At 68.0% G+C, this 24,987-nt stretch carries 23 protein-coding genes; 14 read left to right on the top strand and 9 right to left on the bottom strand.

Annotated features, from left to right (window positions below; all coding sequences use genetic code 11):
* Positions 1-4 precede the first annotated feature (4 nt).
* The 7 genes from ACZLZY_RS15415 to rnhA all read left to right on the top strand — a co-directional run bounded on the left by ACZLZY_RS15415 (position 5) and on the right by rnhA (position 5,476).
* On the top strand, positions 5-613 hold the full coding sequence (locus tag ACZLZY_RS15415; protein ID WP_472934615.1) for a cytochrome c oxidase assembly protein: 609 nt from the start codon (positions 5-7) through the stop codon (positions 611-613).
* Positions 614-716: 103 nt separating this feature from the next.
* A complete protein-coding gene (locus ACZLZY_RS15420) occupies positions 717-1,595 on the top strand; it encodes a cytochrome c oxidase subunit 3 (RefSeq protein WP_472934616.1) in 879 nt (292 codons plus the stop codon).
* 127 nt (positions 1,596-1,722) lie between these two features.
* A complete protein-coding gene (locus ACZLZY_RS15425) occupies positions 1,723-2,115 on the top strand; it encodes a DUF983 domain-containing protein (RefSeq protein WP_472934617.1) in 393 nt (130 codons plus the stop codon).
* 1 nt (position 2,116) lies between these two features.
* Positions 2,117-2,905: an SURF1 family protein gene (locus ACZLZY_RS15430; protein WP_472934618.1), complete on the top strand. Its 789-nt coding sequence runs from the start codon at positions 2,117-2,119 to the stop codon at positions 2,903-2,905.
* A 76-nt stretch (positions 2,906-2,981) separates the two neighbouring features.
* A complete protein-coding gene (ispH, locus tag ACZLZY_RS15435; RefSeq protein ID WP_472934619.1) occupies positions 2,982-4,025 on the top strand; it encodes a 4-hydroxy-3-methylbut-2-enyl diphosphate reductase in 1,044 nt (347 codons plus the stop codon).
* A 3-nt stretch (positions 4,026-4,028) separates the two neighbouring features.
* Entirely contained in the window at positions 4,029-5,009 is a 981-nt protein-coding gene (locus ACZLZY_RS15440; RefSeq protein ID WP_472934620.1) for a homoserine kinase, read from the top strand.
* Positions 5,006-5,476 carry a ribonuclease HI gene (rnhA, locus tag ACZLZY_RS15445; RefSeq protein ID WP_472934621.1) on the top strand — a complete coding sequence of 157 codons (471 nt, stop codon included), beginning with the start codon at positions 5,006-5,008 and terminating at the stop codon, positions 5,474-5,476. The genes ACZLZY_RS15440 and rnhA overlap by 4 nt, the downstream gene beginning before the upstream one ends.
* A gap of 19 nt (positions 5,477-5,495) precedes the next feature.
* Here rnhA and ACZLZY_RS15450 read toward each other — a convergent pair whose 3' ends face one another.
* Both ACZLZY_RS15450 and ACZLZY_RS15455 read right to left on the bottom strand, forming a co-directional pair.
* The gene (locus ACZLZY_RS15450; protein ID WP_472934622.1) at positions 5,496-5,981 is read right to left on the bottom strand and encodes a peroxiredoxin; all 486 of its coding nucleotides are present in this window, start codon (positions 5,979-5,981) and stop codon (positions 5,496-5,498) included.
* A 61-nt stretch (positions 5,982-6,042) separates the two neighbouring features.
* A complete protein-coding gene (locus ACZLZY_RS15455) occupies positions 6,043-6,906 on the bottom strand; it encodes a protein-disulfide reductase DsbD domain-containing protein (RefSeq protein ID WP_472934623.1) in 864 nt (287 codons plus the stop codon).
* A gap of 251 nt (positions 6,907-7,157) precedes the next feature.
* Here ACZLZY_RS15455 and ACZLZY_RS15460 point away from each other — a divergent pair, with 251 nt between their 5' ends.
* Positions 7,158-7,760: a YqgE/AlgH family protein gene (locus ACZLZY_RS15460; RefSeq protein ID WP_472934732.1), complete on the top strand. Its 603-nt coding sequence runs from the start codon at positions 7,158-7,160 to the stop codon at positions 7,758-7,760.
* 60 nt (positions 7,761-7,820) lie between these two features.
* Here ACZLZY_RS15460 and ACZLZY_RS15465 read toward each other — a convergent pair whose 3' ends face one another.
* The 4 genes from ACZLZY_RS15465 to thrC are packed head-to-tail and all read right to left on the bottom strand — an operon-like array spanning position 7,821 to position 14,140.
* Positions 7,821-10,709, bottom strand: coding sequence for an EAL domain-containing protein (locus tag ACZLZY_RS15465; RefSeq protein ID WP_472934624.1), 2,889 nt, complete (start codon positions 10,707-10,709; stop codon positions 7,821-7,823).
* 52 nt (positions 10,710-10,761) lie between these two features.
* The gene (locus tag ACZLZY_RS15470; protein WP_472934625.1) at positions 10,762-11,406 is read right to left on the bottom strand and encodes a GNAT family N-acetyltransferase; all 645 of its coding nucleotides are present in this window, start codon (positions 11,404-11,406) and stop codon (positions 10,762-10,764) included.
* A gap of 8 nt (positions 11,407-11,414) precedes the next feature.
* Complete coding sequence (locus ACZLZY_RS15475) at positions 11,415-12,728, bottom strand: M16 family metallopeptidase (protein WP_472934733.1); 1,314 nt, start codon at positions 12,726-12,728, stop codon at positions 11,415-11,417.
* Positions 12,729-12,730: 2 nt separating this feature from the next.
* Positions 12,731-14,140: a threonine synthase gene (gene thrC / locus ACZLZY_RS15480; RefSeq protein WP_472934626.1), complete on the bottom strand. Its 1,410-nt coding sequence runs from the start codon at positions 14,138-14,140 to the stop codon at positions 12,731-12,733.
* Between the two features lie 133 nt (positions 14,141-14,273).
* On the opposite strand from thrC, the gene ACZLZY_RS15485 reads away from it, so the two are divergent.
* On the top strand, positions 14,274-14,804 hold the full coding sequence (locus ACZLZY_RS15485; protein ID WP_472934627.1) for a hypothetical protein: 531 nt from the start codon (positions 14,274-14,276) through the stop codon (positions 14,802-14,804).
* Positions 14,805-14,885: 81 nt separating this feature from the next.
* Here the strand turns inward: ACZLZY_RS15485 and ACZLZY_RS15490 are convergent, their stop codons facing one another.
* The gene (locus ACZLZY_RS15490) at positions 14,886-15,572 is read right to left on the bottom strand and encodes an HAD family hydrolase (protein WP_472934628.1); all 687 of its coding nucleotides are present in this window, start codon (positions 15,570-15,572) and stop codon (positions 14,886-14,888) included.
* Positions 15,573-15,781: 209 nt separating this feature from the next.
* Here ACZLZY_RS15490 and ACZLZY_RS15495 point away from each other — a divergent pair, with 209 nt between their 5' ends.
* Positions 15,782-16,927: a site-specific DNA-methyltransferase gene (locus ACZLZY_RS15495; protein ID WP_472934629.1), complete on the top strand. Its 1,146-nt coding sequence runs from the start codon at positions 15,782-15,784 to the stop codon at positions 16,925-16,927.
* Positions 16,928-16,993: 66 nt separating this feature from the next.
* On the opposite strand, the gene ACZLZY_RS15500 is transcribed toward ACZLZY_RS15495, so the two are convergent.
* Positions 16,994-17,611, bottom strand: coding sequence for an HAD family hydrolase (locus ACZLZY_RS15500; RefSeq protein ID WP_472934630.1), 618 nt, complete (start codon positions 17,609-17,611; stop codon positions 16,994-16,996).
* Positions 17,608-18,762, bottom strand: a complete 1,155-nt coding sequence (mutY, locus tag ACZLZY_RS15505) for an A/G-specific adenine glycosylase (protein WP_472934631.1) — start codon at positions 18,760-18,762, stop codon at positions 17,608-17,610. The genes ACZLZY_RS15500 and mutY overlap by 4 nt, the downstream gene beginning before the upstream one ends.
* A 504-nt stretch (positions 18,763-19,266) precedes the next feature.
* Here mutY and ACZLZY_RS15510 point away from each other — a divergent pair.
* The 4 genes from ACZLZY_RS15510 (at position 19,267) to ppdK (ending at position 24,924) form a co-directional block, all read left to right on the top strand.
* The gene (locus ACZLZY_RS15510; protein ID WP_496253586.1) at positions 19,267-20,592 is read left to right on the top strand and encodes an O-antigen ligase family protein; all 1,326 of its coding nucleotides are present in this window, start codon (positions 19,267-19,269) and stop codon (positions 20,590-20,592) included.
* Entirely contained in the window at positions 20,589-21,098 is a 510-nt protein-coding gene (locus ACZLZY_RS15515; RefSeq protein ID WP_472934633.1) for a DUF721 domain-containing protein, read from the top strand. The genes ACZLZY_RS15510 and ACZLZY_RS15515 overlap by 4 nt, the downstream gene beginning before the upstream one ends.
* A gap of 106 nt (positions 21,099-21,204) precedes the next feature.
* Entirely contained in the window at positions 21,205-22,029 is an 825-nt protein-coding gene (locus tag ACZLZY_RS15520; RefSeq protein ID WP_472934635.1) for a DsbA family protein, read from the top strand.
* A 204-nt stretch (positions 22,030-22,233) separates the two neighbouring features.
* Positions 22,234-24,924 carry a pyruvate, phosphate dikinase gene (gene ppdK / locus ACZLZY_RS15525; protein ID WP_472934636.1) on the top strand — a complete coding sequence of 897 codons (2,691 nt, stop codon included), beginning with the start codon at positions 22,234-22,236 and terminating at the stop codon, positions 24,922-24,924.
* The last annotated feature ends 63 nt before the right edge of the window (positions 24,925-24,987 follow it).

The raw sequence follows: 24,987 nt of genomic DNA on the forward strand, positions 1-24,987 counted from the left end.
CGCCATGGCCACCGAGAGCCCCACCCCGCGCAACCGCAGCCGTGACAGGACGGTCGCCATCGCCTGTCTCGCCTTCGCCTTCGGCATGGTCGGCGCGGCCTATGCCTCGGTGCCGCTCTACCGCATGTTCTGCCAGATCACCGGCTATGGCGGCACCACGCAGCGGGCCGAGACCGCGCCAAGCCGCGTGCTCGACAGCGTCGTGACGGTGCGCTTTGATTCGAACGCGTCGCCGGACGTTCCCTGGGCCTTCCAGCCGACCGAACGCGAGATGAAGGTCCGCCTCGGCGAGGTCCGGCAGACCAGCTACCGCGTCAAGAACCTGTCGAACCAGCGCGTCACCGCGCAGGCGACCTATGGCGTGACGCCCGATACCGCCGGCAGCTATTTCAACAAGTTGCAGTGCTTCTGCTTCTCGGACCAGACGTTGGAGCCGGGCGAGACGAAAGACATGCCGATCATCTTCTTCGTCGATCCCGCGATGATCGACTCCGAGGAGATGCGCGATCTTCCGCCGATCACCTTGTCCTACACCTTCTTCAAGGCGGCGGACGAGAAGCCGGTGGCGGCAGCGGGCGCCGAGGCGGGGCAGCCCGCCGCGAACAAACTATAGACGGTGGGCTGCCGCAGGGCAGCACGTCGACAAACTAGAGCAGGCCGTCGTTCTGGGTTACACAGGACATCGGGACCGAGGGCAGGGAATCGGGGATACAGATATGGCCGACACTCACGGCAAACAGCATGACTACCACATCATCGACCCCAGCCCGTGGCCGTTCATGGCGTCGATGGGCTCCCTGGTGATGTTCTTCGGTGCGGTGGCATGGATGCGCCATCTCGCCGAGCAGCAGATGGTGATGTTCGGAATCGACTTCGCCACGCCCTGGATCTTCTTCCTCGGCCTCGCGGTTATCCTCTACGTCATGTACGCTTGGTGGTCTGACACCATCAAGGAAGGCCAGGAAGGCGCGCACACCAAGGTCGTGTCGCTGCACCTTCGCTACGGCATGATCATGTTCATCGCCTCCGAGGTGATGTTCTTCGTCGCCTGGTTCTGGGCCTTCTTCGATGCCAGCCTCTTCCCGAACGAGGCGATCCAGGCCGCGCGTGTCGAGGCGCTGGGCGGGCAATGGCCGCCGGTCGGCATCGAGGTTCTCGATCCGCTGCACCTGCCGCTGTTCAACACCGTGACGCTGCTGCTCTCGGGCACGACCGTGACCTGGGCTCACCACGCGCTGCTGCACAACGACCGCAAGGGCCTGCTCACCGGCCTGACGCTCACCGTCGTGCTCGGCCTGATCTTCTCCTACGTCCAGTATTACGAATACGCCCACGCGCCCTTCGCTTTCTCCGGCTCGATCTACGGCTCGACCTTCTTCATGGCGACCGGTTTCCATGGCTTCCATGTCGTCGTCGGCACGATCTTCCTGCTGGTCTGCCTGATCCGCGCCGCCAAGCACCAGTTCACCCCGGAGAAGCACTTCGGCTTCGAGGCGGCCGCATGGTACTGGCATTTCGTCGACGTCGTCTGGCTCTTCCTCTTCTTCTCCATCTACGTCTGGGGAAGCTGGGGCGCCGTGCTCCACGCCGAATAACTCCGCGCCTGGCCATTTGGCCCGGCAAGGGTAGAGTTGGGAAAAGGCGGCGCACGGGGTGGCCGCCTTTTTTCGTTGGAGGCCGCGCGACCAGAGGGTTGGCGCCGCCGGAACAAGGATTGGCGCCATGCTAGACGATTTCGCGATGCATGCGCCGGTCGACGCGGCGAAGTCGGCGATGCGCGGACGCTGTCCGCAGTGCGGGCAAGGAAAGCTGTTCGACGGCTATCTCAAGCTCGCGCCCGCCTGCTCGGCCTGCGGCCTCGACTATGCCTTCATCGACGCCGGCGACGGGCCGGCGGTTTTCGTCATTCTCCTGATCGGATTTGTGGTCGTCGGCCTCGCGCTGTTCGTCGAGGTCTCCTACAGCCCGCCGCTCTGGGTGCATCTACTCGTCTGGCTGCCGCTGACGCTGGCGCTCTGCCTGCCTCTGCTGCGCCTTCTCAAGGGTCTGATGATTGGCCTGCAATACCGCAACCGCGCCGCCGAGGGCCGGCTCGGGGACGGGGACGGAGCCTGACATGAGCATTTCCGACGCACCGCGGCCGACCTCCGGGCCGCGCTTTTGGATCGGCCTCGTCATCTCTCTCGCCGCCATCGTGCTGCTCTGCGGCCTCGGGGCCTGGCAGCTGCAGCGCCTCGCCTGGAAGGAGACGCTGATCCAGCAGATCGACGAGCGCGTCCACTCCGCGCCGGCGCCGCTGGAGGAGATCGAGCAGATCTACGACAGCACTGCGGATGTCGAATACCGTCCCGTCGACGTCTCCGGCCGCTTCCAGCCCGGCGGCGAGCGCTTCTTCTTCACCACCTTCAACGGCGACAGCGGCTGGAACGTCTATGTGCCGCTGGAGCTGTCGGACGGCCGCCGGCTGTTCGTCAACCGCGGATTCGTGCCCTATGACCTGAAGGACCCGGCCACCCGACCGCCGCTGCCGCAAGGCGACGTCGAGTTCACCGGCCTCGCCCGCAATCCCCTGTCGGAGAAGCCGGACAGCTGGCTGCCCGACAACAACCCGCAGCAGAACGCCTTCTTCTGGCGCAACATGCCGGAGATGGCGGCGGGGCTGCCGCCCGGCGGCGCACTGCTGCCGTTCTTCGTCGACCATGGTCCGACACCGAAAGAGGCGGGCTATCCTGTCGGCGGCACGACGATCGTCGAAATCCCCAACAACCACCTGCAATACGCCTTCACCTGGTTCGGCCTGGCGCTGGTGCTGGCGGGTATGCTTGGGGCCTTCCTCTGGAAATTGGCCCGGCGCGGCCGGGGCGCGGTCGCACCACAGCGCGCCGGATCCCGCGTCAAGGGTTGACAGAGGGGGGCGCCATCCCTTCATTCGCGACAGAGCGATGCCGGGCATCTCGTGCCGGCCGCGAACGGAGAGCGCCTTGCTCCAGACCCTTGCCAAGCCCGATCTGACCATCCGCCTCTGCGAGCCGCGGGGCTTCTGCGCCGGCGTCGACCGGGCGATCCAGATCGTCGTGCTCGCGCTGAAGAAATACGGCGCCCCGGTCTATGTGCGCCACGAGATCGTGCACAACCGCTACGTCGTCGAGGGGCTGGAGACGCTCGGCGCGGTGTTCGTCAAGGAACTCGCCAACGTTCCCGACGACGGCCAGCCGGTGGTGTTCTCGGCGCATGGCGTGCCGAAGTCGGTGCCGGCCGAGGCGGCCTCGCGCGAACTCCTCTACCTCGACGCGACCTGTCCGCTGGTCTCGAAGGTGCACAAGCAGGCGATGCTGCATGTCCGCCGCGGCCGCCACGTGCTCTTGATCGGCCACAAGGGGCACCCGGAAGTGATCGGCACCATGGGGCAGCTCGCGCCCGGCGAGGTGACGCTGGTCGAGACGGTGGAGGATGTGGCGCGCCTGTCGCCCGCTGATCCCGCGGCGCTCGGCTTCGTGACGCAGACGACGCTGTCGGTCGACGATACCGCCGGCATCATCGCGGCGCTGAACGAGCGCTTCCCGGAGATGACGGCGCCGTCGTCGGAATCCATCTGCTACGCCACCACCAACCGGCAGGAAGCGGTGAAGGCCGCAGCCCCCGGAGCGGACGTGTTCCTGATCGTCGGCGCGCCGAACTCGTCGAACTCGATGCGGCTGGTGGAAGTCGCGACGCGGGCCGGCGCGATGGCGGGGCGCCTGGTCCAGCGCGCTACGGACATCCCTTGGGAGATCATCGGCGAGGGCGCGACCATTGCGATGTCCGCCGGTGCCTCGGCGCCGGAGATCGTCGTTGACGAGATCATCGACGCGTTTCGCGAGCGCTTCGAGGTACGGATCGAGCTGGTGCGCACCGCCGAAGAGAACGAGAATTTCCCGGTGATGCGGAGCTTGCGCGACACGCCGCTGACCGCGGCCGACATGGCCTTCGTCAACGGCGCCAACCGCCCGCTCGCCCCCGCCGGGGCGCTGAGCGAGGAAGCCTGAGCCATGGCCGTCTACACCGATGTCAGCGAGCCCGAACTCGCCGCTTTCCTCGCGCCGTACGGGCTCGGCGCGCTGCTCAGCTACAAGGGCATCGCCGAGGGCGTCGAGAACTCGAACTTCCTGGTCCGCACCGAGACCGGCACCTTCATCCTGACGCTCTACGAGAAGCGCGTGGACAAGGGCGACTTGCCCTTCTTCATTGGGCTGATGGAGCATCTGGCGGCGCGGGGCCTTTCCTGTCCGCTGCCGGTGGAGACGAAGACCGGCGAGCGTCTCGGCGAGCTGGCGGGCCGTCCGGCCGCGGTCTTCACCTTTCTCGAGGGCATGTGGACCCGGCGGCCGAACGCCGGCCAGTGCCGCGAGGTCGGCGCCGCGCTGGCGGGGATGCACCGGAATGCCGCGGACTTCGGCCTGAAGCGCCCCAACGCCCTGTCGGTCGGCGCCTGGCGGCCGCTGGCGGAGGCCTGCGGACCGGATGCCGATACCGTCGAGCTCGGCTTGGCCGCCGAGATCGCTGGCGATCTCGCCCGGCTCGAGGCGGCATGGCCGACGCACCTGCCGACCGGCGTCATCCACGCCGATCTCTTCCAGGACAACGTCTTCTTCCTCGGCGGCAAGCTGTCGGGGCTCATCGACTTCTACTTCGCCTGCAACGACATCCTCGCCTACGACCTCGCCATCTGCCTCTGCGCCTGGTGCTTCGAGCAGGACGGGGCCTTCAACGTCACCAAGGGCAAGGCGATGATCGAGGGCTACCAGTCGGTGCGTCCGCTCTCAGCCGACGAGATCGCGGCGCTGCCGCTGCTGGCGCAAGGCGCGGCGATGCGCTTCCTGCTGACCCGGCTCTACGACTGGCTAAACGTGCCGGACGATTCCTTCGTTACCAAGAAGGATCCGCGCGAATACCTGCGCAAGCTGCGCTTCCACCGCGGCGTCTCCAGCGCCGCCGATTACGGCCTCACACTCGATAAGGTCCCGGCATGAGCGAAGAGCGCGTCACCATCTTCACCGACGGCGCCTGCTCGGGCAATCCGGGGCCCGGCGGCTGGGGGGCGATCCTGCGCTTCGGCGGCACCGACAAGGAGCTGTCCGGCGGCGAGGCGATGACCACCAACAACCGCATGGAGCTGCTCGCCGCCATCGAGGCGCTGAACGCGCTGAAGCGCCCGGTGCCGGTCGACCTCCACTCGGACTCGCAGTATCTGCGCGATGGCATCACCAAGTGGATCCACGGCTGGAAGCGCAATGGCTGGAAGACCGCCGACAAGAAGCCGGTGAAGAACGCCGAGCTCTGGCAGGCGCTCGATGCTGCCCGGACCGTGCACGACGTCACCTTCCACTGGGTGAAGGGCCATGCCGGCCACCCCGAGAACGAACGCTGCGACGAACTCGCGCGGCTGGCGCTCGCACCGTTCAAGAAAAAGCCGGCGTTTCCGCCGGCTCCTCGATAAACAGCGACAGGCCCTTGATTCAAAGCTGCTCGAGCATCGCACCGGCGGTCGACTTGTCGGCCTGGCCCGGTGAATCCTCGACGTTCAGCGACTTCACGACGCCGTCCTCGACCAGCATGGAATAGCGCTTCGAGCGTACGCCGAGGCCGGCGACGGCGAGGTCGGCGTCGAGGCCGACGGCCTTGGTGAACTCGGCATTGCCGTCGGCGAGGAAGAGGATCTTGCCGTCGGCCTCGTTCGCCTTGGACCAGGCGTTCATCACGAACACGTCGTTCACCGCGACGACGGCGATGGTGTCGACGCCCTTGGCGCGCAGCTCGTCGTTGAGCTCGAGATAGCCGGGCAGGTGGTTCATGCTGCAGGTCGGCGTAAAGGCGCCGGGCACCGCGAACAGCACTACCTTCTTGCCGTCGAAGATCTCGGACGTCGTGATGTTGGTCGGGCCGTCCTCGGTCCGGGTCTTCAGCGTGGCATTGGGCAGTTTCTCGCCGATGGTGATGGTCATGTCAGTCCCCGCTGTGGCGGCCGATGCCGCGAAAAGAACGATGCGCCGCCGTAGATAGCAGTCACGGCAAGGGAGTCGAGCCGTCCGGCGATGTGGAGACCTTGAGCTCCCGCACCTCGGTCGAGGCGCGGCCCTCGGTCAGGACGGCATCGACGGTGAGGCCCTCTGGCGGGAGCTGCCGCGGCCGCGACAGGACGGGCAGGCTAAGGCGTGTGCCGGCGCCCTCCGCGGCGCGCACCTCCGGTGGCCCGAAGGACCAGCCGCGCGGGCCGGCGACGAAGAGATCCGAGGTCGCCGGGTCGAGCGGAGCAGCGGTGACGACGAGAAGGTGCGTGCCATCCGCCGTCAGCCGGGCGCCGACAATGCCGGTTCCCGGCTCGCTCGCCGGCGGGAGTGCGGCGAAGGCTTCGGCCACCGCACGGCCTGCCGCCGACGCCCCAACTGCCTGTGACATGACACTGGCGGGGACGCCGAGCGCCAGTTCCGCCTGGACGGGGATGCAGATCTTCTCGCAGACTCCCAGCATGATCTTCAGGCGGATGTCCGTCGCCTCGCCGGGGGCCGTCTGCGGCACGACGAAGGTGACGGCCATGTCGCCGGAATAGCCGTTCGATAGTCCATAGCCGTCGCTGAAGCGGTGTGGCGCCGGGAAGCCGATCCGCGCCGGCCCGGTGTTGCGGCTCCCGGAGAAATCGAAGCTCGGCGGGATCCCCGCCTCGCCGGGATCGCGCCAGTAGGTTTTCCACCCCGGGGCCAGATCGATGCGCAAGGCCGCCCGGATCGTGCCGTCCGACCGCGGCGTCTCGGCCACCAGCTGCAGGTTGACCTGGTCGCTCTCGAAGCGCGCCGCATCGGCGCGGGCGTCGACGGAGGCCAAGGCGATCGCCAGGAAGGCGCCAACGACGGCGCGGTGGGAAAGGATCATGCAGAGGTCTCCGGCACGGCGTCGGATCAGCTTCGTCCCGCGACAGCGTTGCGCGGGGGCGGCGTGGAGCGAGACGGGCATGCGCTGCACAGCCGGGGCGCCGCCTTCGGCCGCAACCTATCCCCTATGCGCCGCAACACCTAGCCGAAATCCCGCGCGTCCGCGGTCAAAGGCCCTTGATCTGCCGCATTCCTTTCTCCCCAATGGGGCTGCCCGCTGACACCGGTTGCAAGGATCCCTATCTCCTGCCGATGGACGCCATGAACGAAGCCGAAAACGACCAGCCTTCCCTCGAAGGGCACTTCCTCATCGCCATGCCGGGCATGCCGGACGAACGGTTCGCGCGCAGCGTGATCTACGTCTGCGCGCATTCGCCGAAAGGCGCGATGGGCTTCATCATCAACAAGCCGCAGGACATCAGTTTCGGCGCACTGCTGACGCAGCTCGGCATCGTCGGCAACGAGGACGAGATCCGGCTGCCCGGCAAGGGGCGCGAGGTCTCGGTCTGCATGGGCGGGCCGGTCGAGAAGGGCCGCGGCTTCGTGCTGCACTCCGACGACTATGATTCCGAATCGACCGTCGCCGTTGCCGAGCACATCGCGTTGACGCCGACGCTCGATATCCTGAAGGCGATCTCCGCGGGCATCGGCCCGGCCACCGCGATCATGGCGCTCGGCTATGCCGGCTGGGGCGCCGGGCAGCTGGAGGAGGAGATCGCCGCCAATGGATGGCTCACTTGCGCGGCCGATCCGTCGGTGATGTTCGACCCGGTGCTCGACGGCAAGTACAACCGCGCGCTCGGCCTTCTCGGCGTCGATCCGGCCTTCCTCAACAGCGAGGCCGGCCACGCCTGAACGGCTGGGTGTCTCTGCGCAGCGCGTTCCGGCCATCGGCCGGGCGGGCGGGGAGAGCGTTCACCCCGCCCGCTTCAGACCCATCTGCTTGTCCTGCAGTCGGCGCCGCGCCGCTTCGGCCGTGAGCGGCGGCGAGAACATGTAGCTCTGGGCGAACTCGCAGTGGAGTTGGCGCAGCCGCAGCGCGTCCTCGTCGGTCTCGACGCCTTCTGCTACCACCGCCAGCCCAAGATCGTGCGCCATGGTAACGATCGACTGCAGGATGATCGGCCGCTGCGGCTGGCCGTCGTCCTTCAGGAAGGACTGGTCGATCTTCAGCGTGTCGAAGGGGAAGCGCAGGAGATAGGACAGCGAGGAGTGGCCGGTGCCGAAATCGTCGAGCGACAGCCCGACGCCCATTTCCCGCAGTTTCTCCAAGAGCTTGGCCGAGCGCTCGGGATTGTCCATTACCAGGGATTCGGTGATCTCGAGCTTCAGTGACCGCGGCGGCAGCTGGTAGCGGTCGAGAACGTTGCGCACGTCGGTCAAAAGATCCTGGCGGATCAGCTGGCGGCTGGAAATGTTCACCGACATGGTCAGCGCGTCGTCGCCCGTCAGCTTGTGCCAGTCAGACAGGCGCCGCCCGGCCTCCTCCAGCGCGAACTGGCCGATCTGGACGATCAGGCCCGAGCTCTCTGCTACCGGGATGAACTCGGCCGGGGAGATCGTGCCGCGTTTCGGGTGCTCCCAGCGCATCAGCGCTTCGAAGCCGGCGATCTCGCCATCCTCCAGCCGCACGATCGGCTGGAAGGCCAGCGACAGCTCGTTGCGCGAGAAGGCACGGCGGAGATCCGACTCCAGCTCCAGCCGGCCGGAACCGACGGTCTTGTAGGCCGGCCGGAACGGCTCGATGCGATCGCCGCCGAAGCGCTTGGCCTGGTACATCGCCAGCTCGGCTTCCTTCAGGATCTCCTCGGAATTGGCGTTCTCGGTCCAGCCGGTGAGGCCGATCGAGCCGGTGAGGATGATCTCGCGACCGGCAAAGGCGATCGGCGCCTTGATCGCCTCGCGCAGGCTCTCGGCGAAGGCGACGATGGCGGCGACATCTGTCTCAGAGATCAGGATCAGGCCGAACTGGTCGCCTGATAGACGGGCCAGCGAATCCTGCGGCTTCAGGACACGCTTCAGCCGGCGCCCGACGGTAAGAAGGATGGTGTCGCCGGTGGCGATGCCGAGGTCGTCGTTGACCTGCTTGAACCGGTCGATGTCGATGACGAAGACGCTCGGGCGCACGTCGGCATGGCTGGCGGCGAGGATGCCGATGGAGTCCAGCCGGTCGATGAACAGTTCGCGGTTCGGCAGTCCCGTCAGCTGGTCGTGCAGGGCGTCGTGCAGCAGGCGCTCCTCGGCCTTCTTGCGCTCGGTGACGTCCTTCAGCGTGCCGACGCAGCGCACCACCTCGCCATCGGTGCCAAGCACCGGGCGGGCCCGGAGCGACACCCAGTGATAGTGCCCCTCGCGCCCGCGGACCCGGAAATCCTGCGAGATGCGGCCGCGCCGGTGTTCCAGGATGGTGTCGAGCGTCAGCTTGAAGCGGTCGCGGTCGTCGGCGTGAAGGATCGGCAGCCAGTCGCGGGCCGGGCCGTTCATGGTGGCGAAGGGAAGGCCGATCAGGCTGTCGCCGTCGGCGCCGGCAAAAATCCGGTCGCGCGTGACGTCCCAGTCCCAGATCGCGTCGCCGGTGCCGGCCAACGCCAGCGCGCGGCGCTCCATGTCGGAGATCGCGCCGCCGACAAAACCGCCGCCGGCAAAGGCGTGCTGCATCACCGTGAAGCCGATCAGCAGCACGATCAGCACCAGGCCGCCGCCGAGCGCCGGCTGGATGACGTCGTTCACCAACTGGCCGGTGACCGTCAGCCAGCCGCCGAACAGCCAGACGATGACGAGGCACCAGGTCGGGATCAGCATGATCGCGCGGTCGAAGCCGAGCCAGGAGAGGTAGAGGATGAGGCAGAGGCCGATGCCGGCAGTGGCGACCAGCGAGAGGCGGGCGAGACCCGCGGCGATCTGCGGGTCGAAGGCTGCTGCGCCGCCGAGGCCGAGGAGGCCCACCAGCCAGAACAGCGTGAAGGCCGAGAGGATGCCGTGCCAGCGGTTGAGGTTGAGATAGGCGTAGAGGAAGACCACCAGCGTAAAGGCCAGCGCCACCTCGGTGCCGGCGCGCCAGACCCGCTCCTGGCCGGGCAGGATCGGCACCAGCTTCTGCCAGAAGTCGAAGTCGATGCAGATATAGGCGAGCACCGCCCAGGCGAGCGCGGCGGTGGCCGGGAACATCGCCGAGCCCTTCACCACGAAGAGGATGGTCAGGAACACCGCGAGGAGGCCAGCGATGCCGAGCACGATGCCGCGGTAGAGCGTGTAGGCGTTGATCGTGTCCTTGTAGGCGTTCGGCTCCCAGAGGCGGATCTCCGGCAGGTCCTTCGAAGCCATCTCGGCGACGAAGGTGATGACCGAGCCGGGATCGAGCGTCACCAGGAAGACGTCGGCCTCCGAGCTCGGCTGGCGCTCGAGGCCAAAGCCCTCCGAGGGCGTGATCGAGGCGATCCGCTGCGAGCCAAGGTCCGGCCAGACGATGCCGGAACCGGCGAGCTTGAAGTTCGGAGCGACGACCAGCCGGTCGATCTGCACGTCGGTGTTGTTGGCCAGCGCGAACACCGCCCAGTCGCCGGACGAGTTGGGCGCGTTCGCTTCCACCTCGATGCGCCTGACAATGCCGTCGGCACCCGGCACGGTCGAGACCTGGAAGCTGGCGCCGCGGTCGCGGTAGATGTCGACCGCCGGCGCGAGGTCGATGGCGACGTCGTCACGCGAGATCCCGACCGGCTCCAGCGCCAGCGCTGGCATGGCCAGCACGACGAGGGCGACGAGCGCGCAGGCGAGACGGACGAGGAGGCGAGCAGGCTGAAGCATTGTGCAATGGGGACCATGGTCGGCGCGTCCGGGGTGGCTGCGCTGAAACGTTTCATCGTGCCGAAGCGGCGTCTTTTCCTGCTGCGGCAGAATCGGTGCTGCTCGTGGCCCCAGATCGCGTCCAATCTTCGGCGAGCAGCGAGTAGAGGTAGTGGTCCTCCCAGGACCCGGCGATTTTCAGGTAGTTTCGCAGATAGCCCTCCCGGCGGAAACCGGATTTTTCGAGCAACCCTATCGACCGGGCATTGCTCGGCAGGCAAGCGGCCTCGATCCGGTGCAGGGACTCGACGTCGAACACGAAAGGCTTCAGCACTTCGACCGCCCGCGACATGATGCCGGCCCCCGCATGCGCCTCCCCCATCCAGTAGCCGAGCGTGCAGCATTGGGCGACGCCCCGCCGGATCAGGCCGATGGTGACGCCACCGTAAAGCCTGCGGCCATCGGGGTCGAAGACGAAGAAGGTGTAGCCCGATCGCTCCCGGGCATCCTGGCGATAGCGCAGAAGGCGGATGCGATAGGCCCGCCGGGTCAGCTCGTCGGCGGACCAGGACGGCTCCCAGGGCGTCAGGAACCGTCGGCTCGCCGCGCGCAGGTCCCGCCAGGCCTCGTAATCCCCAGATTTCGGCAAACGCAGCAGCAGGCCCTCGCCGCGGAGGACCGGGAGACCTGCCTGGAAGAACGCGTCGAGGAGCCGCATGGCCGCGGCTAGTGGTGCGCGGCGGCCCGCAACCCTGGCGCCGCCGTGCCGCCGGCCAGCTGCGCGCCGATCTCCTCGATGCTGGCGAGTTGACCGACCGGGCCGATCGCCGCGAGCGTCGGCACCTTGCCGACGAAGGTGCGCTCGGCAAGTTCCGCCAGGCGCGGCGCGGTGATCGCGGAGAGCCGGTCCATCAGCTCGGTGTTGGAGATCGTCGCACCGTTGAACAGCAGCTGGCGGGCGATCTGGCCGGCGCGCGACGCGGGGCTCTCCTGGCTCATCATCAGGCTGGCGCGCATCTGCGCACGGGCGCGGGTCACCTCGTCCTCGTGAATGCCCTCCGCCGCCTTCATCAGCTCGTTGATGATCACCGGCGCCAGTTCCTTCAGCTCCTCCTCGCCGGTCGCCGCATGGACGCCGAAGATGCCGGAGTCCGAGAAGCTCCAGTGGAAGGCGTAGATCGCGTAGCAGAGGCCGCGGGTCTCGCGGATCTCCTGGAACAGGCGCGAGGACATGCCGCCGCCGAGGATCAGCGACAGCACCTGGCTGGCGTAGAAGTCACGGGCGTAATAGGGCCGGCCCTCGAAGCCCAGCACCATCTGTGCATCCATCAGGTCGCGCGGCTGGCGAAAATCGCCGCCGGTATAGGCGGCGAGCGGCCGGTCCGGCATGCCCGAGGGCTCGACCACCGGGCCGGAGGTGCCGAAGGCCTCCGAAACGCGGCGGACGATGTCCTCGTGCGAGACGGCGCCCGCCGCCGACACCACCATCTTGTCCGGCGAGTAGTGCTTGGCGAGGTAGGTCCGGAGGCTGGCGGGCGTAAAGCTCTTGACCGTCTGCCTTGTGCCGAGGATCGGCCGCCCGATGATCTGATTGCGGAAGGCCGTCTCCTGGAAATGGTCGAAGACGATGTCGTCCGGCGTGTCCTCGGCGGCGCCGATCTCCTGCAGGATCACCTGCTGCTCGCGCTCGAGCTCGGCCTCGTCAAAGTTGGAATCGATCAGGATGTCGGTGAGGATGTCCATCGCCAGCGGCACGTCGTCCTTCAGGACGCGGGCGTAATAGGAGGTGGTCTCGACCGAGGTCGCGGCGTTCAGCTCGCCGCCGACATCCTCGATCTGCTCGGCGATCTGCCGGGCGGTGCGGGTCGAGGTGCCCTTGAAGGCCATGTGCTCGAGGAGATGGGCGAGCCCGTGCTCGTTCTCCGTCTCGTCGCGGGCGCCTGCCTTCACCCAGATGCCGAGCGCCGCGCTTTCGAGGTGCGGCATCGTCTCCGTCGCCACCGTGATGCCGTTCGAAAGCTTGGTGATCTCGACATTCATGCTCATGCTGCAGCTCCGGTCCGGACAGCGCGGCTGCGCTCGGCGATGTACGTCTCGATGGCGGTGAGGTCGTTCGGCACGGCGTCGAACTTCTCGACGCGCCGCATCAGGTCGCCGTGGCTCGGCGGCAAAGGCGGGGTGAAGCCGCAGGCGGCTTCCACGGCGGCCGGGAACTTGGCGGGATGGGCGGTGCCGAGGGTGATCATCGGGCTGTCACCGATGCGGCCGTCCGCGACCTTGACGCCGACGGCGGTGTGCGGGTCGAGCAGATAGGCGGAGGTGCCGAAATAGCCGCGGATGGTCTCGGCCGTCTCGGCATCATCGGTCCGGTCGGCTTCGAACTCGGCGCGGATGGCGCAAAGCGTCGCCTCCGGCAGATCGAAGGCGCCGGACTGGCTGAGCTGCTGCATCAGACGGCGCAGGCTGTCCGAGTCGCGACCGCCGGCCTCGAACAGCAAGCGCTCGAAGTTGGAGGAGATCTGGATGTCCATCGAGGGCGACGTCGTCGCATGCACCCCGGTCATCTCGTAGCGGCCGGTCGCGAGCGTCCGGGCGAGGATATCGTTCTCGTTCGTCGCAATCACCAGCTGGTCGATCGGCAGGCCCATGCGCTTGGCGGCATAGCCGGCGAAGATGTCGCCGAAATTGCCGGTCGGCACCGTGAAGGACACCTTCTGGTCCGGGCTGCCGAGGCTGGCGGCGGCGGTGAAGTAGTAGACGATCTGGGCCATGATGCGCGCCCAGTTGATCGAGTTGACGCCGGAGAGCTGCGTCGACGCGCGGAACTTCGCGTCGTTGAACATGCCCTTCACCAGCGCCTGGCAGTCGTCGAACGTGCCGTCGATCGCGACCGCATGAACGTTGCCGGCGCCCGACGTCGTCATCTGCCGCTGCTGGACCGGGGAGACGCGGCCTTTCGGGAAGAGGATGAAGATGTCGGTGCGCTCGCTTGCCGAAAACGCCGCGATCGCCGCGCCACCGGTGTCGCCCGACGTCGCGCCGACGATGGTCGCCCGGTTGCCGCGCTCCTTCAGCACATGGTCCATCAGCCGCGCGAGCAGCTGCATGGCGACATCCTTGAAGGCGAGCGTCGGCCCATGGAAGAGCTCAAGGACGAAATGCCGGTCGCCGATCTGCACCAGCGGCGCAACGGCGGGGTGGCGGAAGGTCGCATAGGCGTCGTCCACCATCGCCTTCAGCGCGGGCTGCGGGATGTCGCTGCCGACGAAGGGGCTGAGAATGCGCAGCGCCACCTCGGCATAGGGCCGTCCGCGGAACGATCGGATCTCGTCCGCCGAAAACTGCGGCCAGGTCTCGGGAACATAGAGGCCGCCATCGGTGGCCAGTCCCGCCAGGAGCACGTCGGCGAAGCCGAGGGTGGGCGCCTCGCCCCGCGAGCTGACATATTTCACGTGGTCTTCACTCCCCGCCGCCGCGCCAATCCTTTGGATCGTCGCGGGGCCATCTCGATTTTGTCGCGCCCGTCGCCTAAAGCGCAAAGGGCTGATATAGAACGGCGCGCCATAATAAGGGAAGAACCGACGGATGGATATGTTCAACGCCGCCCGGATCACCGCACTTCTTGGCGCAGCCGCGCTGGTGTCCGCCTGTGCCTCGACCAAGGACGACGCGCCGCTGGCGCCGCCGCCGGCCAGCATGAATGCCGCCGCTTCCGACGGCACCATTCCCGACTACTGTCCACGGGTCTCGCTGCGCGAAGGCACCGCGATCCTGCGCAAGGGCGACGGCGCGGCGCTGCAATATGTCGCGTCGATCACCTCCACCACCCGCGACTGCCGGATCGTTGACGGCCAGCTGCGCATGAAGATCGGCGTCGCCGGCCGCGTCGTGCCGGGCCCCGCCGCCAAGGCCGGCGAGGTCGGCTTGCCGATCCGCGTCGTCGTCGTCCGCGGCACCGAGGTGCTCTACTCGCAAATCGGATCGCGCGCCGTCACGGTCAAGCCCGGCGGCGTCGCCGAGCCGTTCGTCTACGTCGACCAGTCGGTCGCCGTGCCCGAGCCGACGGAGAAGGACATCACCGTCTATGCCGGCTTCGACGAAGGCCCGAAGAAGTGACAACGCGCTTCTAAAAGGAGAGGCAGGTGAGCCGGATGGCTGCCTGCCCTTCGCTGACATCTCAGCGGTCTGGTCAGGGCGTCAGACGGCGTCCCACGCTGCCATGGCCTCGACCACCGCCGGATAGTCCTGCAGGCGGGCGATGACCGTCTCGGCGCCGGCTTCGCTCAGCGCCTCGGCGTGGCCGGGATAGCTGTGGCTGCCGCCGGTGAAGCCGACGACGCGGCAGCCGGCGGCGACGCCGGCCGCCACGCCGTGCACGGAATCCTCGAGCACGATGGCGCTGGCGGGGGCAACGCCGAACTCCGCGCAGGCGTAGAGGTAGACGTCGGGCGCCGGCTTGCCCTTCTTGCTGCCGACCTCGCGTGCGGCGTAGACATAGGGCTTGAACCGGTCCCAGAGCTTCAGCGGCGTCAGCGACAGTTCCAGCCGCGCCGAGGACGAGTTCGAGCAGATGCAGCGCGGCAGATCGATCGCGTCGAGCATCTGCTGGACACCGGCGATCGCCTCGAGGTCGCGGCCGAGCCGGACGTCGGTCTCCTTCTCGACCCGGTCGGCGAACTCCTCGGCAAAGCGGATGCCGGTCTCCTCGCTCACCAGTTCGAGGATGCGCGGCAGCGTGAGGCCGGCGAAGCGTTCGGCCAGCTCCTCGGCGGAGATCTCATAGCCGACCTCGGCGAACATCTCGGCCTCGATGCGGGCGGCGATGATCTCGGAATCGACGAGAACGCCGTCACAGTCGAAAATGGCGAGGGCGAGGGCGGGCATGGTCACTCCGGCGTCTGTGTCTGGGGCGTCTGGGTCTGGAATTTTCGGATCTGCAGGCCGCGGCACTATCGCGTCGCGCCTGTCCTGTCGAGGGCGCGGCTGCCATGCGCTGGCGGCGCGGCGGCCGAATTCGTGCGCTGCTTCATCGATTGTTTACGCTGTTCGGTAACCATGCCGTTGGTAATTGTTCTGCGTAACCGGTGAGAAAAATGGCAAAAGCGCGTCCTCTGACGACTTCCGAGCTGGGCTTCGATCCCGTTGCCGCCAAGGCCACCTGGCTCGACACGATCATCAAGGGGGACTGCATCTCCCGCATGGAGTCGCTCCCGGCCGGCTCGGTCGACGTGATCTTCGCCGATCCGCCCTACAACCTGCAGCTCGGCGGCGACCTGCACCGGCCGGACCAGTCGAAGGTCGACGCCGTCGACGACGAGTGGGACCAGTTCGAGAGTTTTGCGGCCTACGACAACTTCACCCGCGCCTGGCTGCTCGCGGCACGCCGCCTGTTGAAGCCGAACGGCACGATCTGGGTGATCGGCTCCTACCACAACATCTTCCGCGTCGGCTCGATCGTCCAGGACCTCGGCTTCTGGATGCTGAACGACGTCGTCTGGCGCAAGGCCAACCCGATGCCGAATTTCCGCGGCCGACGGTTCCAGAACGCGCATGAGACGATGATTTGGGCCTCGCGCGACAGACACGCCAAGGCCTACACCTTCAACTACGATGCCATGAAGGCAGCGAACGACGACCTGCAGATGCGCTCGGACTGGCTGTTCCCGATCTGCTCGGGCGGCGAGCGGCTGAAGGATGAGGCCGGTCGCAAGGCGCACCCGACCCAGAAGCCGGAAGCGCTGCTCGCCCGTGTGCTCCTTTCCTCGACCAAGCCGGGCGACGTCGTGCTCGACCCGTTCTTCGGCACCGGCACCACCGGCGCCGTCGCCAAGCGCCTCGGCCGGCACTTCGTCGGGATCGAGCGCGAGGACGCCTATATCGAGGCGGCCCAAGCGCGCATCGACGCCGTCGAGCCGCTCGACCTGCGCGCGCTGCAGGCGGTCACCTCCAAGCGCGCCGAGCCGCGGGTGCCGTTCAACAGCCTGATCGAGGCCGGCCTCGTCGCGCCTGGTGCCGAGCTGACGGATTCCAAGGGCCGCTGGGTCGCCAATGTCCGCGCCGACGGCACCATCGCCATCGGCGACCACGCCGCCTCGATTCACCGCCTCGGCGCCCAGGTGCAAGGGCTCGACGCCTGCAATGGCTGGACGTTCTGGCATGTGCGCCACGGCAAGACGCTGCGGGTCATCGACGAGCTGCGCCAGGAAATCCGCGACCGTATGGCGGCCGTCAGCGCCTGATCGCCGAAGGTCGGCCGCGCGAACGGCGGCCTTCGCCGCTCGCGCGGCTGCGGCTGATCCTGAGGCTCAGCCGTTCGCGGGGACGTTGATCCCGAAGTCGGCGAGATCGCGCCGCAGCTGCTCGGCATTCTGAAAATGGATGGCCTGCCAGCCGGCGGCGCGTGCGCCTTGGATGTTGGCTAGGCTGTCGTCGATGAACAGGCTGCGCGCGGGATCGAGCGCGAAGCGCTCCGCGTGGTGAGCGTAGATCGCCGGGTCGGGCTTTACGAGGCCGATCTCGCCCGACACGGTGACGCCGCGGGCCTCCTTGAGGAAGCCGTACATCCCTTGCGCCTCGCGAAACGTGTCCGCGGCGAAATTCGTCAGCAGCGTCACGTCGCGGCCCTCAGTGAGGAGGGCGCGCAGGATCGCCACCGTGTCTTCGTAGGCATGCGGCACCATGGCGGTCCAGTGCCGGCGGTAGCTGCGGATGAGCTCCGCCTTCTCGGGATGAAGGGCGATCAGCTGGTCTTCCGCTTCAAGCCACGGCCGGCCGCGGTCCTGTTCAAGGTTCCAGGCCGAGTTGCAGACCTCGGAGAGGAAATGCGCGCGCTCCACCTTGTCCGGGATGAGGTCGAGGAAAGGCTTTTCCGGGTCCCAGTGGATCAGCACGCGGCCGATGTCGAAGACGATGTGGTCGATCATGTCGTTTTCTTCCGTTTCGGCTTTTCGGGTTCCGGCGCGAGGGCGTCCGGCGCGGCGAGCGCGATCGCCTTCTTCATCAATGTCGGCAAGGCCTCGCCGGTCAGCCGGTTCGGTCCCGCCCACCAGCCTTCGGTTCCCGGGTCGCTCTGGAGCGTGGCGCGCCAGACTTCCAGCGTCAGGGTGAAGTGGGTGAAGACGTGGACGACGGCGCCGGCGGGCGTCCACGCCGCCTTGAACGGCGCCGCTTCAGCGCCGACCGCCCCGTCCTGGCCGACGCGCCAGTCCGTCGTCGGCGGCTCGGCCATGCCGCCGAGCATGCCGCTCTCCGGCCGGCGCCGCAGCCAGACGGCGCCGTCTCTTTCGCGCACCGCGACGAAAGCGGCGCCGCGGCGCTCCGGCTTGGCGCGCTTTGCCGCCTTCACCGGAAAACTCTCCATCGTCCCGTCCTGCCGCGCCTGACAGTCGGCTGAAATCGGGCAGAGGACGCAGGCCGGGCGCTTCGGCGTGCAGATCGTCGCGCCGAGATCCATCATGGCCTGCGCAAAATCGCCCGGCCGGCCCGCCGGCGTCAGCGCCTGCATCCGGCGGCGGATCTCGTCGCGGCCGGCGGGGAGGGGCGTCGCGATCTCGAACAGCCGGCTGACGACGCGCTCGATATTGCCGTCGACCACGGCGATCTTTTCGCCAAAGGCGATCGCCGCGACCGCCGCCGAGGTGTAGTCGCCGATCCCCGGCAGGGTTCGCAAGCCCTCCGCCGTCTCGGGAAAACGCGAGCCGTGCAAGGCCACCACTGCCTTGGCGCAAGCGTGGAGGTTGCGGGCGCGGGCGTAGTAGCCAAGCCCTGCCCAGGCGCCCATCACCGCCTCACTCGGCGCTGCCGCGAGCGCGTCGACATCGGGCCATTGCTGCACGAACCGCTCGAAATAGGCGATGACGGTCGCCACCGTCGTCTGCTGCAGCATGATCTCCGACAGCCAGACCCGGTAGGCATCGGCCCGCTCCCCGCGCTGGCCGTCCGCCGGACTGACGCGCCAGGGCAGAACCCGCGCATGCCGGTCGTACCAGGCGAGCAGATGTGTCGAGGCGGCGGGCTCAGCGCCGTCGGGAGCGCTGGCGGAAGGGCCCGCGGGGAGGGAGGCCTTGACTTTCATGGCGTAACCATCGCACGCAAAAGGAATGCCGGCGGCGCGGCAGAGGGGGTTGGACGAAGGCTTTAAGCGAGGGGCACCGCCTTGTCTTCCTCGAAACGGCTCCTGAAACGATCCATCAAGCCTTGCACGCTAACGTCACGGCGAAACCGACGAAGCGGGCAGCATCGAACCGGCAAGAAGATGGGTGATGCCGCGACCTGGCGGGGCCACTCCTCCCGCACAGTACCACCGGAAGGGCGCCGCGCGGCCATCGCAAGGCTCGACGCCGCGGTCCTTGCCATAAAGAAGGCGTCAAGCTGGTCCTCCAAGTCCGCCGGGATGGACAAGGGTTTCAATTCTCGTGCTGCGGTGGAATTTTCCTGGAATGAATGATGTGAGCTACCCGATGTCGATCGAGCAAGCCGTCCATGTCGCTGTCGGGGCGCAGGCGTGAGGGCTGTCGAGCCGCTGTCTGCACCGGACCTGTCGCGGAGCGCTGTGCCCAGCCTCATCGCCGGAGCCCCGGTGGCGCCAGTCGTCGGCCTGTCGCCTTTCGAGCGGGCACGGGCTTTCGTCCTGAACCGCGATCCCGTCAGGCTCGGACGGCGCAACCGGCTGTCGAACTTTACCCTGTACTTCCTGGCCGCAGCCGGCGGCTCCGGCGCCTCGGTGATCGGCGGCCTCCTCGGCGTCTGGGCCTTGCTGTCGATCCTGCTGCGGCGGTTTGCGCTGAAGCTCCAGCCGTCCGACCGTCCGATCGTCTATGCCTCGCTGCTGTTCTTCGTGGTGATCTCCGCTTCGGAACTGTTCCACGACCGCCGGCCGAGCGCGCTGCTCGATGTCGCGGCACTGCTGCCCTTCGTCATCCCGCTCTTCCTCGTGCCGCGCATGCGGCACTCGCAGTTCGCCGACACGCTGCCGCCCGCCTTCTTCGGGGCGGTCGTCGGCGGCGCGGTGCTTCTGCCCATCGTGCTCGTCGAATACGCCCTCGGCTCGCCGCGGGTGCAGGCCCTTGCGGGCAATCCGGGGCCGCTGTCGGTGACCTCGTTGCTCTGTGCCGGCTGGGCCATCCTCTCGGTGTCGCGCACGCAAGGCGGCTGGCGCCTGCTGCTGACGCTCTGCGGCGTGCTGGGAGCCTGCGTCGCGGTGATCCTATCCGGCATGCGCGGCGCCTGGCCGCTGCTGCCGGTCTGCGTCGGCATCGCCATCTTCGCGCAGCGGCGGGAGTTCGCAGCGCTCTGGCGTGCGGCGTCCGGACGCCTGCGCGCGGCCGTGCTTCTGCTGTTCGGCGCCATCGCGGCGGCCGTCGTGGTCGTCGCCTTGCCGGTGATCCACAGCCGGATCGGGCAGATGTGGGCCGATCTCGGGCTGATCGCGGCCAATGCCGAGACCCCGACCTCGCTGAACCTGCGCAAGGAAATGTATGGCGCGGCGGTCCGGGCGATCGAGGCGCAGCCCTGGTTCGGCTATGGTTCGGAGAACCATTGGGCGGCGGTGACGCCCTACCTCAACCGCACCACCTTCGAGGGGCTGACCTTCTCGCATTTCCACAACATCTTCCTGACCGTCGGGGTCGATGCCGGCCTGATCGGCATCGCCGCGCTGATCCTGATGATCCTGTCGCCGCTCTACGTCGCCTGGCGCGCCCGCCGCACCCTCGGCGGCGGTCGCCGGCTGGCGGCGGCGCTGATCCTGTTCGTCGCCTTCGTCGGCGCGGGCATGACCAACATCATGCTGTTCCACGACATTCTCGATGCCGTCTGGGTGTTTTCGCTGGCGCTGATCGCCGCCTCTGTGCCGGCGCAGACGGGCGGCGGTTCACCCCGCGCAGCGGCGCTGGACCGGCGATGAAGAAGCCCTGGGTCAGCTATGGCGCCAAGCCGGTCGGCGACCTCGCCTCGGCGCTGCTCGACCCGGTGCTGGCGCGCAAGGCCGGCATGACCACCGGGCTGATCGCCGCCTGGCCGGATCTCGTCGGCACCCGCCTCGTCGGCGTCTGCCGGCCGGAGAAGCTGGTCTGGCCGCCGCGCCGCAACGAGGACGATCCGTTCGAGCCTGCGACGCTCGTCGTCGCCTGCGAGGGCGCGTCGGTGCTGCGGCTGCAGCACCAGACCTCCGAGCTCGTTGGCCGGGTCAACGCCTTCTTCGGCTATCCCGCCGTTGCCCGGATGAAGATCGTCCAGAAGGCGGTGGCCGGCGGGCGGCCCAACCGCAAGCCGAAGCTGCGTCCGCTGCAGCCCGGCGAGGCCGAAGGCATTGCGGAGATGACCAGCCGGATCGAGGATCCAAAGCTCAAGGCAGCGCTCGCGGCCTTCGGCGACAGCGTGCTGCGCCGACTGCCCGTGACCAAACGGTAAGCCCGGCTCACGCCAACGTCTATTGGCTTTGCCACAATCTCTTTCTATGCAGCATGTACACCAGGGGCAGGCAGGGCCGGCCGGCACGAGAGACGGGAAAACAACGATGCGCACACTCATTCGCAACGACGCCAGGTCCATCGCGCGCACCTCGGTGCTGCTCGCGGCGGGCGCCGCCATGCTGGCGATCGCCGGCTGCTCCGGCGAGGAGACCGCTTCGACCAACGTCGTCTCCACCGCGCAGGCGCAGGAAACTACTCCTGCAGCGCCGGCCGCCACGCCGGTGCCGGGCGCGGCGACCACGCCCGCCGCAACCCCGGACGCTCCTGCTGCCGCGCCGGCAGCCCCGCAGGCCGCCGCCGTCAATGCACCCGCGCCGCAAGGCACCGTCGATGTCGCCAAGCTGATGGCGCCGGGCAGCCTGCCCGACGTCGTCATCGGCGACGCCAACGCGCCGGTGACCATCGTCGAATACGCCTCGATGACCTGCAGCCATTGCGCCGACTTCGCCGTCAACATCTGGCCGACGGTGAAGAAGGACTACATCGACACCGGCAAGGCCAAGCTGATCCTGCGCGAGTTCCCGTTCGATCCGCGCGCCGTCGCCGCCTTCATGCTCGCCCGCTGCGCCCCCGACGACCGCCGCACCGCCATGGTCGACGTGCTCTTCCACCAGCAGGAGCAGTGGGCCCGCGCCCAGAACGCATCGGAAGCCCTCCTCGGCATCGCCAAGCTCGCCGGCTTCACCCAGGAGACCTTCGCCGCTTGCCTCAACGACAAGGCGCTGCAGGAGAAGGTCGTCGAGATGCAGAAGCGCGGCGAGACCGAGTTCGGCGTCAACGCCACGCCCACCTTCTTCATCAACGGCGCGAAATATCCGGGCGCCATGAGCGCGGCAGAGTTCGGCGCCATCATCGCGGCGGCGAAGTAAGCGGCACAGCCGACCGCCATACAGTCGGCGGATCCGAGAAACCGCATCGCGTCAGGTCGGCGCGGTGCGGCTCTTCAGAACAAGCCCTCCGCGTCTTTTTGCGTCGCAACAATTGGCGGGCCCGCCGATTTCCCGTAAGTGTTTGATGACCTGCCCATTTGAAGGCGGGGCACAGCGAATCTGGGAAGCACGCGGCACCGTCCGATGGCGAAAAGAGTCCACACCTTCAAGCGCGGCGCGGCCGAGCGCACGGCCGACGCTTTCGAGGCGCTCGGCGCCAAGGGCGCGAACCTCGCGCTCCTCGCCTCGCTCGACCTGCCGGTCCCGCCCGGCTTCACGATCACCTCGACCGCCTGGCGCGAGGCCTCGGCCGGGCAAGGCAGCCTGCCGCAGGCGCTGCGCTCGGAAATCACCGCGGCCGTCGAATGGCTGGAAGCGTCGAGCGACCGCCGCTTCGACGATGCCGAGCGGCCGCTGCTGCTCGCCGTGCGCACCAGTTCACGCACCGCCATTCCCGGCCTTGCCGACACGGTGCTCGACGTCGGGATGAACGACCGCACGGTCGAGGTGCTGAGCGCCGAGCTCGAGGATCTCGACTTCGCCTTCCGCAGCTACCGGCGTTTCATCGAAAGCTTTGCGGTCCTCGTCTACAGCGTCGAGCCCGGCGATTTCGAGGATCTCGCTGATGCCGAGCGGGTGGATGCCGTCTGGCCCGGGCACGAGCCCGGCAGCGCTGAGCAGTGGCGCGCGCTGATCGCCCGCTACCTCGCCTTCATCGAGGACGAGATCGGCGAGACCTTGCCGCAGACCCCGGTCGAGCAGCTGTTCAAGGTGGTTGAGGCGAGCTTCGCCAGCTGGCGCAACCCGCTCGCCCGCGCCTTCCGCGTGCTGCACGGCATTGCCGAGAATGCCGGCCTTGCCGTCACCGTGCACGCGATGATCTTCAACGAGCGCGACGAGAATTCCGGCACCGGCAAGGCGCTGTCGCGCGATCCGCAGACCGGCCAGTCGCGCCTCACCGGCGAGTTCGGGCTCGGCGGGCGCGAGCGCAACGACATCGGCCACCGGGTCGAGCGCTGGCGACTTGAGGCGCTGCTCGACAGCCATGCTGCTGCGCTGCCGCACGGCTTTCCGGGCGATCTCGGCGCGCTTGCCGACCATGTCCGCCGGCTGGAGGCGCATGTCGGCGACGCCGTCGAGGTCGACTTCATGGTCGGCGACAGCGAGCTCTTCCTCCTACAGTCGCGGGTCGCCAAGCGAACCGCCGCCGAGGCGGTCCGCATCGCCGTCGAGCTGGTGCGCGAGGGGCTGATCGAGGAGGAGGAGGCGATCCTCAGGATCGACCCGGCTTCGCTCGACCAATTGTTGCATGCAACGATTGTGCACAATCCCGACCACGTCATCATCGCCCGCGGCATGCCGGCTTCCCCTGGCGCGGCGACGGGCGAGATCGTCTTCACCTCCGAGCGCGCCCAGCAGCTCGCCGGCGAGGGGCGGCCGGTGATCCTGGTGCGCAACGAGACGCATCCGGAGGACATCCACGGCATGCACGTCGCCGAGGGCGTGCTCACGGTGCGCGGCGGCACGACGAGCCATGCCGCGGTCGTTGCCCGCGGCATCGGCAAGCCTTGCGTCACCGGCGCCGGCTCGCTGCGGATCGACGCCGAGGCCGGTGCGCTGAAGGCCGGCGGCCTGACGCTGAGGGCCGGTGACCAGATCACCATCGATGGCACCTCCGGCGAGGTGATCGAGGGCTCGGCGCGGCTGAAGCGGCCGGTGCTCTCCGGCGATTTCGCGACCCTCATGCAATATGCCGACCGAGCCCGCCGCATGGGCGTGCGCACCAATGCCGAGACGCCGATCGAGGCGCGCGCCGCCCGTTCCTTCGGTGCCGAGGGCATCGGCCTCTGCCGCACCGAGCACATGTTCTTCGACGGCGATCGAATAAGGTTCATGCGCGAGATGATCCTCGCCCCCGACGAGGAGGGGCGCCGCGCCGCGCTCGAGCATCTGCTGCCGATCCAGCGCTCGGACTTCGTCGAGCTGTTCGAGATCATGGCCGGCCAGCCGGTGACGATCCGCCTGCTCGACCCGCCGCTGCACGAGTTCCTGCCGAAGAGCGAGGCGGAGATTGCGGAGACCGCGTTGCAGATGGGGATCGAGGAGCGGGTGCTGCGCGAGCGCATCGAAAAGCTGCAGGAGATCAACCCGATGCTCGGCCACCGCGGCTGCCGCCTCGCCATCTCCTATCCCGAGATCGTCGAGGTGCAGGCGCGCGCGATCTTCGAGGCGGCGATCGAGGCCGGCGAGCGGGCCGGCGAGGCGGTGGTGCCGGAGATCATGGTGCCGCTGGTCGGCCTTCGCAAAGAGCTCGATTTCGTCAAGCAGTTGATCGACGAGGTCGCCGAGGAGGTCGCGATCGAGCGCGGCAAGCGCGTGAACTATCTCGTCGGCACGATGATCGAGCTGCCGCGCGCCATTGTGCGGGCCGATACCATCGCCGAGGTCGCCGACTTCTTCTCCTTCGGCACCAACGACCTGACGCAGACCGTGTTCGGCATTTCGCGCGACGACAGCGCCAACTTCCTGTCGACCTACGAGCGCAAGGGGATCATCGAGCGCGACCCGTTCCAGTCGATCGACGTCGAGGGCGTCGGCGAGCTCATCGCCATGGCGGTGGAGAAGGCGCGGCGCACCCGGCCGGACATCTCGCTCGGGGTCTGCGGCGAACAGGGCGGCGACCCCGCCTCGATCACCTTCTTCGAACAGGTCGGGCTCGACTACGTCTCCTGCTCGCCCTTCCGCGTGCCGATCGCCCGGCTTGCGGCAGCGCAGGCGGCGATCCGCGCGACGCGCGCCTTGCGCGGCCCTGCCAAGGGGCGCGGGCGGGGATAGGCGAGGCGTCGTCCTCGTCCAGACCTTTGAAGCGCTCCGGCCCTTCGGCCGGGCCGCACTGCG

This window comes from Mesocryomonas lacus (genome assembly GCF_055730135.2).

Bases quoted from the DNA above. Each gene is read 5' to 3' on its own strand.
- rnhA (WP_472934621.1), top strand. From the start codon at position 5,006: ATGAGCGAAGAGCGCGTCACCATCTTCACCGACGGCGCCTGCTCGGGC.
- ACZLZY_RS15425 (WP_472934617.1), top strand. From the start codon at position 1,723: ATGCTAGACGATTTCGCGATGCATGCGCCGGTCGACGCGGCGAAGTCG.
- ACZLZY_RS15500 (WP_472934630.1), bottom strand. From the start codon at position 17,611: ATGATCGACCACATCGTCTTCGACATCGGCCGCGTGCTGATCCACTGG.
- ACZLZY_RS15415 (WP_472934615.1), top strand. From the start codon at position 5: ATGGCCACCGAGAGCCCCACCCCGCGCAACCGCAGCCGTGACAGGACG.
- ACZLZY_RS15470 (WP_472934625.1), bottom strand. From the start codon at position 11,406: ATGCGGCTCCTCGACGCGTTCTTCCAGGCAGGTCTCCCGGTCCTCCGC.
- ppdK (WP_472934636.1), top strand. From the start codon at position 22,234: ATGGCGAAAAGAGTCCACACCTTCAAGCGCGGCGCGGCCGAGCGCACG.
- ACZLZY_RS15490 (WP_472934628.1), bottom strand. From the start codon at position 15,572: ATGCCCGCCCTCGCCCTCGCCATTTTCGACTGTGACGGCGTTCTCGTC.
- ACZLZY_RS15420 (WP_472934616.1), top strand. From the start codon at position 717: ATGGCCGACACTCACGGCAAACAGCATGACTACCACATCATCGACCCC.
- ACZLZY_RS15495 (WP_472934629.1), top strand. From the start codon at position 15,782: ATGGCAAAAGCGCGTCCTCTGACGACTTCCGAGCTGGGCTTCGATCCC.
- ACZLZY_RS15430 (WP_472934618.1), top strand. From the start codon at position 2,117: ATGAGCATTTCCGACGCACCGCGGCCGACCTCCGGGCCGCGCTTTTGG.
- mutY (WP_472934631.1), bottom strand. From the start codon at position 18,762: ATGAAAGTCAAGGCCTCCCTCCCCGCGGGCCCTTCCGCCAGCGCTCCC.
- ACZLZY_RS15440 (WP_472934620.1), top strand. From the start codon at position 4,029: ATGGCCGTCTACACCGATGTCAGCGAGCCCGAACTCGCCGCTTTCCTC.
- ACZLZY_RS15485 (WP_472934627.1), top strand. From the start codon at position 14,274: ATGGATATGTTCAACGCCGCCCGGATCACCGCACTTCTTGGCGCAGCC.
- ACZLZY_RS15460 (WP_472934732.1), top strand. From the start codon at position 7,158: ATGGACGCCATGAACGAAGCCGAAAACGACCAGCCTTCCCTCGAAGGG.
- ACZLZY_RS15465 (WP_472934624.1), bottom strand. From the start codon at position 10,709: ATGCTTCAGCCTGCTCGCCTCCTCGTCCGTCTCGCCTGCGCGCTCGTC.
- ACZLZY_RS15515 (WP_472934633.1), top strand. From the start codon at position 20,589: ATGAAGAAGCCCTGGGTCAGCTATGGCGCCAAGCCGGTCGGCGACCTC.
- ACZLZY_RS15450 (WP_472934622.1), bottom strand. From the start codon at position 5,981: ATGACCATCACCATCGGCGAGAAACTGCCCAATGCCACGCTGAAGACC.
- ACZLZY_RS15520 (WP_472934635.1), top strand. From the start codon at position 21,205: ATGCGCACACTCATTCGCAACGACGCCAGGTCCATCGCGCGCACCTCG.
- ACZLZY_RS15475 (WP_472934733.1), bottom strand. From the start codon at position 12,728: ATGAATGTCGAGATCACCAAGCTTTCGAACGGCATCACGGTGGCGACG.
- ACZLZY_RS15455 (WP_472934623.1), bottom strand. From the start codon at position 6,906: ATGATCCTTTCCCACCGCGCCGTCGTTGGCGCCTTCCTGGCGATCGCC.